This window comes from Acidithiobacillus sp. HP-11, assembly GCF_015100075.1.
Taxonomy (GTDB): Bacteria; Pseudomonadota; Gammaproteobacteria; order Acidithiobacillales; family Acidithiobacillaceae; genus Acidithiobacillus; species Acidithiobacillus thiooxidans.
Genome location: NZ_JACKYY010000006.1, coordinates 74,789 through 84,780, shown reverse-complemented (window position 1 = coordinate 84,780; position 9,992 = coordinate 74,789). Strand labels below are relative to the sequence as shown.

At 56.0% G+C, this 9,992-nt stretch carries 8 protein-coding genes and 1 pseudogene; 5 read left to right on the top strand and 4 right to left on the bottom strand.

The window, feature by feature from the left end; translation table 11 throughout:
- From H7F08_RS03525 to H7F08_RS03515, 3 genes and pseudogenes are all read left to right on the top strand, one after another.
- A pseudogene (locus H7F08_RS03525) lies at positions 1-526 on the top strand (cytochrome C oxidase assembly protein); the annotation flags it as partial.
- A 21-nt stretch (positions 527-547) separates the two neighbouring features.
- A complete protein-coding gene (locus H7F08_RS03520; protein ID WP_193639876.1) occupies positions 548-1,528 on the top strand; it encodes a heme o synthase in 981 nt (326 codons plus the stop codon).
- A gap of 31 nt (positions 1,529-1,559) precedes the next feature.
- Positions 1,560-2,747 (top strand): MFS transporter, encoded by a 1,188-nt coding sequence (locus H7F08_RS03515; protein ID WP_193639886.1) that lies wholly within the window; start codon positions 1,560-1,562, stop codon positions 2,745-2,747.
- 19 nt (positions 2,748-2,766) lie between these two features.
- Here the strand turns inward: H7F08_RS03515 and H7F08_RS03510 are convergent, their stop codons facing one another.
- Genes H7F08_RS03510 through carA form a run of 4 tightly spaced genes read right to left on the bottom strand, consistent with a single transcriptional unit; the run spans position 2,767 to position 8,470 of the window.
- Positions 2,767-3,597 carry an undecaprenyl-diphosphate phosphatase gene (locus tag H7F08_RS03510; RefSeq protein ID WP_010636930.1) on the bottom strand — a complete coding sequence of 277 codons (831 nt, stop codon included), beginning with the start codon at positions 3,595-3,597 and terminating at the stop codon, positions 2,767-2,769.
- Positions 3,598-3,621: 24 nt separating this feature from the next.
- Positions 3,622-4,098: a transcription elongation factor GreA gene (gene greA / locus H7F08_RS03505; RefSeq protein ID WP_024894126.1), complete on the bottom strand. Its 477-nt coding sequence runs from the start codon at positions 4,096-4,098 to the stop codon at positions 3,622-3,624.
- Positions 4,099-4,116: 18 nt separating this feature from the next.
- The gene (gene carB / locus H7F08_RS03500) at positions 4,117-7,335 is read right to left on the bottom strand and encodes a carbamoyl-phosphate synthase large subunit (protein WP_075322317.1); all 3,219 of its coding nucleotides are present in this window, start codon (positions 7,333-7,335) and stop codon (positions 4,117-4,119) included.
- On the bottom strand, positions 7,328-8,470 hold the full coding sequence (gene carA / locus H7F08_RS03495; protein WP_193639875.1) for a glutamine-hydrolyzing carbamoyl-phosphate synthase small subunit: 1,143 nt from the start codon (positions 8,468-8,470) through the stop codon (positions 7,328-7,330). The genes carB and carA overlap by 8 nt, the downstream gene beginning before the upstream one ends.
- Before the next feature lie 236 nt (positions 8,471-8,706).
- Here carA and H7F08_RS03490 point away from each other — a divergent pair, with 236 nt between their 5' ends.
- Entirely contained in the window at positions 8,707-9,453 is a 747-nt protein-coding gene (locus H7F08_RS03490) for a hypothetical protein (protein WP_193639874.1), read from the top strand.
- Between the two features lie 57 nt (positions 9,454-9,510).
- The gene (locus H7F08_RS03485) at positions 9,511-9,987 is read left to right on the top strand and encodes a TspO/MBR family protein (RefSeq protein ID WP_215858079.1); all 477 of its coding nucleotides are present in this window, start codon (positions 9,511-9,513) and stop codon (positions 9,985-9,987) included.
- Positions 9,988-9,992: the final 5 nt, after the last annotated feature.

Sequence of the window (9,992 nt, the reverse complement as noted above, 5' to 3'; positions counted from 1 at the left end):
CATCAGTGGTCTGATTCTGATTGTCGTGACCGCCCTGTTTGGCATGGGCACCCTCTACGTGCTCGCCGGTCGGGCCCCGGCTTTTGTGCACGGCACCCATGGCTTGCTGGCTTATGGCGTGTTCCTGGTTTACCTCACCGGGCTGGCCTACCCCGGTCTCAATTTCTGGACTTATCTCGGTGCCATGGGCGCGCTCCATGCCCTGCTGCTCGCGGTCTTTCTGGGGGGCATGACCACCGGACAACGCGGCTTCGGCACCGCGATCGGCGCCTTCGTACAACCCCGGAAAGCCTCGCAGTGGACCATTGCCGCCCACATCACGGCGGGCCTCATTCTGGTCGCCACTCTGGGCTACATGATGCCCGCCTACCCGATTGCCTTCTATCTGGCTGTCGGGCAGTTCGCGGTTGGATTTTTACTTTTTCACGCCGTCAGCCTCAAACCCAAAGACCCCGGCATCATGGTCGCCTTTCACCAGAGCATGGTATTGCTCATGGCCCTGGCCATTGTCCTGGTCTGGCGCTGAGACACGGCCACAGGAACCCCCATGAAAAGTCACGTGATCACCGCTACCCCCAGCGACCCCGACGGCCTTCTGTCGGCCGCAGGAACAGAAGCCGCCCGCCACCAGAATTTTCGCCCCGGCCTCTTTCTCCATGACCTCTGGGTCCTGGCCAAAGCCCGGGTCGTCTCCCTGCTGGTCTTCACCGCCGCCGTCGGCGAAATACTCGCCCCCAACGCCCTGATCCACTGGCAGTCCGCTCTCGCCGGACTGTTCGGCATTGCCCTGGCCGGTGGTGCGGGCGGCGTGCTCAACCAGATCGTCGAACCGGACCTCGACCAGCACATGCGCCGCACCCTGCACCGACCGCTCGCCGAAGGGCGCATCAGCCGCCGGGGCGCCATCGTCTACGCCGCTCTGCTCATGACCGCCGCCATTGCCATTCTCGCCTGGGGCACCAACCCCCTGACCCTGATTCTGACCCTGGCCGGCACCGTCGGCTACGGCGTGGTCTACACCCTCTACCTCAAACCCAGCACCCCCTGGAACATTGTCTGGGGTGGACTGGCGGGTGCCTTGCCCCCCCTGATTGGCTGGACCGCCATCACCGGCAGCATCGCCGCCCTCCCGGTGGTTCTGGTCCTGCTGGTGTTTGTCTGGACCCCCGCGCACTTCTGGCCCCTGGCCATCAACTGCCGGCGCGACTACGCCAAAGCCTGCATACCCATGCTGCCCTGCACCCACGGCATCGACCGGACCCGCAAGGAAGTCCTGAACTACGCCATCCTCACCTGGGTGGTCAGCATGATCCCGGCGTTTCTGACCGGAGACTGGATCTACGGCGGCATTGCCTGGCTCTCGGGCGCCTGGTTTGTGGGCATGGCCTTACGCCTGAAAGCCCTGCCCGAAGGCCAGGAAATGGATCAATACGCCCGCAGCATGTTCGCTTATTCCATCTCTTATCTGTTTTTGCTTTATACTGCCCTGATCCTTGGTAAACTAGTGATGGGTTATGGCTTCTTCTGAAAAACGCCGTGGACGGGTGAAAGGCCCGTCCATGAGTCCGCAGGAAAAACGGGCTGTCAGTGGCCTGAGCTTTATTTATGTCGCGCGCATGCTCGGCCTGTTTATGCTCATGCCAGTGCTGGCCCTCGATAATGACCAGTTACGATACAGTACGCCCCTGTTGCTGGGTCTGGCTATTGGAGTTTACGGGCTTGCCCAGGCTGCTTTGCAATTTCCTTTCGGGGCAGCCTCCGACCGCTTTGGACGGAAAAAGGTGCTGGTTTTCGGCATCATCCTTTTTATTCTGGGCTCATTGCTGGGCGCAGTGACCCACAATATTTATGGCATTATTCTGGCGCGGTTACTGCAAGGTGCCGGTGCCGTGTCTTCGGTGCTTCTGGCTACGGCTGGAGACCTGACCGGCGATCAGCATCGTACCAAAGCCATGGCGGCCATTGGTGGCAGTATTGCTGTTGCCTATGTGCTGGGTATTGCTATCGGTCCGGTATTTTACGGACTTTGGGGTTTGACCGGGGTGTTCCTGGTTGCGGCGGCACTGGGAGTGCTGGCGCTATATCCGCTCTGGAAAATTATTCCACCTATTTCGCACGCGCAGCAGAATCGTATGGGTAGCTGGGTGGATGCCATGAAAATGTTCCGCCATCCACCGGTACTCACGGCCAGTGTTGGAATTTTCATTTTGCAGATGGTTCTGGGTGCGAGCTTTGTGGTGCTTTCTCCGGAGCTGGTCAATGCCATGCACATTCCCGAAAGTGGCATCTGGGAAGTGTATTTGCCGGTCATGCTGCTTTCGGTGCTGCTCATGCTGTTTCCGGTAATTTATGCGGAAAAAAACAAGCAACACGGTCAGATGCTGATTGTCAGCGGCCTCGCCATTGCGGTTGGAGCCCTGATTATGGGACTGGAATCCGGAAATTTTTGGCCCGTAGGCATTGGCGCGGTTATTTTCTTTGCCGGCTATAATATTGCTTCTGCGATATTGCCTTCGATGATGAGCCGCAGCACCCTTCCCGAACAGCGTGGTGCCTCCAGTGGCGTGTATTCCATGATGCAGTTTCTGGGTATTTTTGTGGGCGGTGTGTTGGGAGGATGGGGTCTTGGCCTCGCGGGAGACCAAGGCGTGTTTTACATTCTCACCGCAGTGGGTATTATTCTGGCGATTCAGAGCTGGAATGGTAAACGCATGGCCTTATTACTTGCTCCGGATAGTCATTCCTGAACTTTCCCAAGCACAGTTTTTAGCCGCCTATCAGCAATGCCAGCGCCCCGAAACCGATGCAGTAAATTCCGAAGGGGCGCAAGGCGGTAACTTCGTGTTTGTGGAAGTAATGCATCAGAAACCAGACTGAACCCCAGGCACAAAGTCCAGCGAGGGCCCCTGCCAGGAAAATGGTTCCCAACAAGCCGCTTTGCATGTGGGCGTGAAAAAGTTTGGGTACTTCCAACGCACCGGCAGCCGCAATAATCGGTGTTGCCAGTAAAAAGGAAAAACGGGCAGAGTTTTCATAATCCAGTCCTACGCCAATCCCGGCCACCAGAGTGGCACCAGAACGGGAAAACCCGGGAATCAGAGCCATGGATTGAGCAAAGCCAATAATGATGGCGCGCATCCAGCTTAGGTTATCCAGTGAATGACTGGGATGACGGGAGCGTAATCGGTCACCCCAGATCAGCATGATTCCGTTTGCCATCAATGCAACGGCCGCAAAAGTGAAACCGCCAAAAAGATAGCGGATTTTATGGGCGAGAAGGAGGCCGAGAAGACCCGCAGGAATGGAAGCAACGAACAGTATCCACAATAATCGCGACTGGGGATTGCTGGGCTTGCCCCGCGCCCGTACAAAGCCACCAATCAGGGCTGCCCAGTCTTTCCAGAAAAACAGCAGGAGGGCGGCGGCGGTGGCAAGATGCAGTACCACCACAAAAGGCAAAAACCAGTCCGCGTCGCGATTGATGGGCCAGTGCAGCAGGGCCGGAACGAGAATAATGTGCCCGAGGCTGGAGATGGGAAACAGCTCGGTAACCCCTTGCAGCATGGCCAGCAACAACAGGTAGATATGATGGATCACGATAGGATGCTCTCAGGCTGGTTTTTATTCGTAGCGTACGGCGAGAATGGTGTACTCGCGGGCACCTGCAGGGGCGCGCACTTCTACCAGATCGCCTTCGTGTTTACCAATCAGGGCGCGGGCAATGGGCGAACTGATGGAAATTTTATTTTCCTTAATGTCCGCTTCGGCATCTCCTACAATCTGATAAGTTACTTCCTTGCCTTCTGCGTCTTCCAGCTCGACAGTTGCAGCAAATACAATTTTTCCACCGGTATTCAGCGTCTTGGGGTCTATGACCTGGGCGCGGGCGAGAAAATCCTCCACCTCACGAATGCGTCCTTCAATAAACGCCTGCTGTTCCTTGGCGGCGTCATATTCGGCATTTTCCGAAAGGTCGCCCTTGGCACGGGCTTCGGCAATAGCCTCAATGACGGCGGGCCGTTCTACGGATTTCAGCCGTTGTAATTCTTCGCGCAAACGTTGTGCGCCGATGACAGTCATGGGGACTTTATCGCTCATGTTAACCTCTCGTACTGGTTAGTTTTGTTGCAAATCCTGGAGACGAAGAACGCTGCGCTCTTCCCGCATCAGGGCACGAATAGCTTCCGCCCCCGCAATGGCACCTGCCAGAGTGGTGTAATAGGTCAGGCCCATTTGTAAGGCAGCCCGGCGGATACTGAAGGAATCACGCACAGACTGACGCTCATCCACGGTATTGATGATGATTTGTACTTTACCATTTTTGATGGCATCTACAATGTGCGGCCGACCTTCGGTCACCTTGTTGACTGTGCTTACTTCCAGACCCTGCTGGCGGAGGTGTTCGGCCGTCCCTTTGGTGGCGATCAGTTGAAAACCCAGGTGGGCCAAGGTGCGAGCGGCAGGGGTGAGTTTCACTTTGTCGGCATCGCGGACGCTGATAAATACGGTTCCGGAGGATGGAAAATGCTCACCGGCACCCATTTGCGCCTTGAGAAAAGCCTCACCAAAGCTGGCCCCGATGCCCATGACCTCGCCGGTAGATTTCATTTCGGGCCCCAGCAAAATATCGACGCCAGGGAATTTGATGAAAGGAAATACGGCTTCCTTGACGCTGAAATGCGGAGGATTGGGGATTTCGGGTATGCCTTGGGTTTTCAGGCTCTGGCCGGTCATGCAGCGTGAGGCAATTTTAGCCAGTTGCCAGCCCGTGGCCTTCGAGACAAATGGCACGGTTCGGGAGGCGCGGGGATTGACCTCAAGGACGTAAATCCGGTCTTCCTGCACCGCAAACTGGCAGTTCATGAGGCCAACCACACCCAAAGCCAGAGCCAGTTCCACGGTTTGCCGCCGCAATTCAATCTGGATGTTTTCAGGGAGAGAGAAGGGCGGCAAACAGCAGGCCGAGTCGCCGCTATGAACGCCAGCCTGCTCAATATGTTCCATGATCCCCGCAACAATGACCTGGCCATCCTGGTCGGCAACGGCATCGATGTCCACTTCCAGAGCATCATTGAGAAAGCGGTCCAGGAGAATGGGCTGATCGTTGGAAATACGGACGGCTTCTTCCATGTAACGCTGCAGGTCTGCTTCAGCGTAAACAATACGCATGGCCCGGCCACCCAGTACATAAGAGGGACGAACAACCAGCGGATAACCCAGTTCCCTGGCTTTGCTCAATGCTTCCGGGGCACTGCGGGCAATGGCGTTTTCCGGCTGACGGAGACCCAGGCGCTGCAGCAGTTGCTGAAAGCGTTCGCGATCTTCAGCCAGATCAATGGAATCCGGAGTCGTACCGATGATGGGTACGCCGGCTGCTTCAAGATCGTTGGCCAGTTTGAGAGGGGTCTGGCCGCCAAACTGAACAATGACGCCCTGAGGTTTTTCCACTGCGACAATTTCCAGCACGTCTTCCAGGGTCAGGGGCTCAAAATAAAGGCGATCGGAAGTGTCATAATCGGTAGACACGGTTTCCGGATTGCAGTTGACCATAATGGTTTCAAAACCATCGGCATGGAGCGCCATGCTGGCATGGACGCAACAATAGTCAAACTCAATACCCTGACCAATGCGATTAGGACCACCGCCCAAAATCATGATTTTGGGTTTGCTTCCAGGCTCCGCCTCACATTCCATTTCGTACGTGGAGTAGAGATAGGGCGTTGGCGAATGAAATTCTGCCGCACAGGTATCTACGCGCTTGTAAACGGGGCGAATACCCAGTTTGTGGCGCTGTTCGCGCATTTGGGATTCACGGCAGCCCAGCAGTCGGGCCAGGCGACGATCCGAAAAACCCATGGCCTTGAGTGCCCGCAAGTGGGGTGCATCAAGGCTGGACAGCGGCATTCCACGCAGTTTTTCTTCCTGTCGTACCAGCTCAATAATTTGTTCAAGAAACCAGGGATCTATATGTGTGATCTGCTGGATTTTGTCCTGATCCCAGCCCCGGCGGATGGCGTCGGCCAGGTACCAGAGGCGATCCGGACCGGCTATGCGCAGCTCCTGCTCGAGCTTCTGCAAGGTCTCTGGATCATTGCCCGGCAGTTTTTCATCCAGTCCATCGACCCCGGTTTCGAGGCCGCGCAGGGCTTTTTGCAGGGATTCCTGAAAACTCCGGCCAATGGCCATCACTTCCCCCACAGATTTCATCTGGGTGGTCAGGTGCGCGTCGGCTTCCGGGAATTTTTCGAAAGCAAAGCGGGGTATTTTGGTGACTACATAGTCGATGGTCGGTTCAAAACTGGCAGGAGTGGCCTGAGTGATATCATTGCGCAATTCGTCCAGGGTGTATCCTAGGGCCAGCTTGGCCGCAATTTTGGCAATGGGGAAGCCGGTAGCCTTGGATGCCAGGGCGGAGGAGCGGGAAACGCGCGGATTCATTTCGATGATAATCAGGCGACCATCCACCGGATTCACCGCAAACTGGACATTGGAACCGCCGGTGTCCACGCCAATGCGGCGCAGGACAGCTATGGAAGCGTCACGCATCCGTTGATATTCACGGTCAGTGAGGGTCTGGGCGGGAGCTACGGTAATAGAGTCACCGGTATGAATCCCCATGGGGTCGATGTTTTCGATAGAGCAGACAATAATACAATTATCTGCTTGATCCCGGACCACCTCCATTTCAAATTCTTTCCAGCCAATTATGGATTCTTCAATGAGAATTTCGTGGGTAGGGCTGGCCTCCAGACCCCGCGAGGCAATATCCTCAAACTCCTCGCGATTGTAGGCAATGCCGCCACCCGTGCCGCCCAGAGTGAACGAAGGTCGAATAATGACCGGAAAACCAATATCTTCGGCAATTTGGCGGGCTCCGTCCATATCGTGCCCAAAAGCTGAACGCGCCACTTCCAGGCCAATCTCCTGCATGGCTTTTTTGAACAGACCCCGATCCTCGGCTTCGCGAATGGCTTCTACCGAGGCCCCGATCAGGCGTACCCCGAACTTTTCCAGAATGCCCTCACGGTGGAGATCCAGCGCACAATTCAGAGCAGTCTGGCCACCCATCGTCGGCAAGATGGCATCCGGGCGCTCCATTTCGATGATGCGCGCTACTGTCTGCCACTCCACAGGCTCAATATAGGTCGCATCAGCCGTTTGCGCGTCGGTCATGATGGTCGCCGGGTTGGAATTGACCAGAATGACGCGGCAGCCTTCCTCGCGCAATGCCTTGCAGGCTTGAACTCCCGAGTAATCAAATTCGCAGGCCTGACCAATGACAATGGGGCCGGCGCCAATCAGCAGGACGCTGTGAATGTCTTGATGCTTAGGCATGGGTTTGGGCTCCGTATTGATGCATGGCAGCTACGAAATCATCAAAAATGATGCTGGCATCGTGGGGGCCGGGTCCTGCTTCCGGATGTCCCTGAAAGGAAAAAACCGGGAGACTGTTATGGGCCATGCCCTGCAAACTGCCATCAAACAGGGAGGTATGCGTAATACGCACGCAGTCCGGCAAGCTTTGGGCGTCCACCGCAAAACCGTGGTTTTGACTGGTAATTAATACCCTGCCACTGCGCAGGTCTTTGACCGGATGATTGGCACCATGATGCCCGAATTTCATTTTGATGGTTTTGGCACCCAGGGCGATGCCGAGTAGCTGATGTCCCAGACAGAGCCCAAAAGTGGGTATTCGTGCCGCAATGATGTCGCGCATGGCTTGCTGGGCATAATCGAGGGCCTCGGGATCTCCCGGCCCATTGGAGAACAGCACCCCATCTGGGCGCAGGGCGACGACTTCAGCTGCCGGTGTTTTGGCAGGCACCAGGGTAATCCGGCAGGCGCGGTCGGCGAGCAGACGCAATATGTTATTCTTTTTGCCGAAATCGTAAACCACTACATGATATTGCGGATGGCTGATGGGCCGCGCCTGATAACCCTGTTCGGGCTGGCCACTGGCCAAAAGCCATTCCGAAGATTTTTGCGCTGCCACGTCCTGCACCAGATCCCGACCCAGCAAGCCGGGAAATCCGCGCGCGGCAGCCAGGGCTTCGCTTTCATTCACCTCAGCGCCAACCAGCAAAGCCGCATTCTGAGCGCCGCCATTGCGCAGGCGGCGGGTGAGTGCGCGGGTATCGATACCGGCAATGGCGGGAATACCCTGCTGGGTCAGAAAATCGGGGAGAGTCTGGTTACTGCGCCAGTTACTGGGGGTACGAGGTAAATTACGCAGTACCAGAGCCGAGCAGAATATTTTTGATCCTTCCATGTCTTCGGGGTTGATCCCGGTGTTGCCAATATGCGGATAGGTCAAGGTCACGATTTGGCCGCGATAGGAAGGATCCGTCAAGATTTCCTGGTAACCCGTCATCGCTGTATTAAAACAGATTTCACCGACGGCCAGACCCTTGCTGCCAAAGCCTGTACCCCGGTAGATACTGCCGTCTGCCAATGCCAGGACCGCCTGCACTTTCTCACCTCGTCTACCATGGAAGATGCAAAAAAGGGAGGGTGTCCCCTCCCGCATAGATTGCCCATATTCTAGGGATATGCCGGGCACTGGTCAACGCAGTTGTCGGCACATTCATTCCGAAAAAAGTGGCGGCGGTAAGCATTACACAACGATAAGTGCTTGAGTGTGTGGAAAGTGATGTTAAGCTTGTGACCATGATCAGCTGTTCATAATTCCAAAAGGAGTGGTTCCGTATGCGTCGCATTCAGAGTTCGTTGTTGTTTGCTGGAGTCGTGTTGGCCCTGTCTGGCTGTGGTTCAGCGACTAATAATGGCTTGGGTCCGCAGGCCGAAAATACTTATCCTGTGCCCTCGGCTATTAGCACGCCATCCAGCTACAGTGCACCCGCGCCTACCTTGCAGGTCCCTGCCCAGCCTCTGTCGCAGCCAAAAACTTTACCCGCTCCTTCGGCCCCCAGCGTGAATTATTCGTCTACGACTTTACCCTTGACGCCTCTGGCATCTTCTACCCCCGCCATATCCAGCGCCGCGCAATCTGTCACCCTACCCGTCACCCGGACGGTGGAAAATGCCAAAAATTCTGCGAATCAGGCAGTCAGTAGTGCCCAAGGCGCAGTGCAGCAGCAGCTCAATACGGCAACGTCTTCCTTTTCTGGAAAGTGGCAGCAGGATATGGTCAAAGCTCGACAGGACAGCGCAAAATGTGCTGCTTTGAGTTCGACAGCGCAAAGTGACTGCTGGCAGAATGTGTCAACTTGGGCAAAAACGCGGGCTACGCAGTATCAGAGCATGAGCGCCACGGCGACTGGTGCTCAGGCACAGCAAATGCAATCCGCCGCCAAGTTTTTCGGTGTAACTGGTGAATGGGCCAGTGCCTGTAGTTCTCTCAGTGCCCAGTCTTGCGCGGAGTCACCGCTGATCAGCAAGATGCAGCAGTGGAAGGCTTCAGTGGGCATTCCCGGAACCACTGCCGGGCAATAAAATTTGCAGACTTCTGAAAATCTGCCATTCCGTTTTCTTGGCGGGGCGACGACTTAAATGAACATGGATCACTTTGCACTGGTTTCCCTGATTAGTCTGGCTATTACCCTGGCGGTAGCGACAACGGGGTCACTGTTTCGGCCGGACGCCTGGTATACGCGCCTCCAAAAGCCCAAGGGCACGCCTCCACCCTGGGTTTTTCCAGTAGTCTGGACGCTGCTGTACATCATCATGGCTTTTGCCGCAGCGTTGATTTATGTCAGCCCGGCCAGTCCATTACGAACAGTGGGTTTGTCTTTGTATGGCCTGCAGTTGCTCTGTAATGCCGCATGGTCATGGCTGTTTTTCGGGCGGCATCAGGTGCTTTGGGCCCTAGCAGACCTGGTTTTGCTCCTGCTCCTGGTGTTGGCTTGTTTCCTGGTTTTCATGTGGATCACGCCGCTGGCCGCCTGGTTGTTGGTGCCTTATTTACTCTGGCTCTGCGTGGCGCTGTATCTGAATGCCGCGACCTACCGCCTGAATCGTTTCCCCTGATGTGG

Bases quoted from the DNA above. Each gene is read 5' to 3' on its own strand.
- carB (WP_075322317.1), bottom strand. From the start codon at position 7,335: ATGCCTAAGCATCAAGACATTCACAGCGTCCTGCTGATTGGCGCCGGC.
- H7F08_RS03515 (WP_193639886.1), top strand. From the start codon at position 1,560: ATGAGTCCGCAGGAAAAACGGGCTGTCAGTGGCCTGAGCTTTATTTAT.
- H7F08_RS03520 (WP_193639876.1), top strand. From the start codon at position 548: ATGAAAAGTCACGTGATCACCGCTACCCCCAGCGACCCCGACGGCCTT.
- H7F08_RS03490 (WP_193639874.1), top strand. From the start codon at position 8,707: ATGCGTCGCATTCAGAGTTCGTTGTTGTTTGCTGGAGTCGTGTTGGCC.
- H7F08_RS03485 (WP_215858079.1), top strand. From the start codon at position 9,511: ATGAACATGGATCACTTTGCACTGGTTTCCCTGATTAGTCTGGCTATT.
- greA (WP_024894126.1), bottom strand. From the start codon at position 4,098: ATGAGCGATAAAGTCCCCATGACTGTCATCGGCGCACAACGTTTGCGC.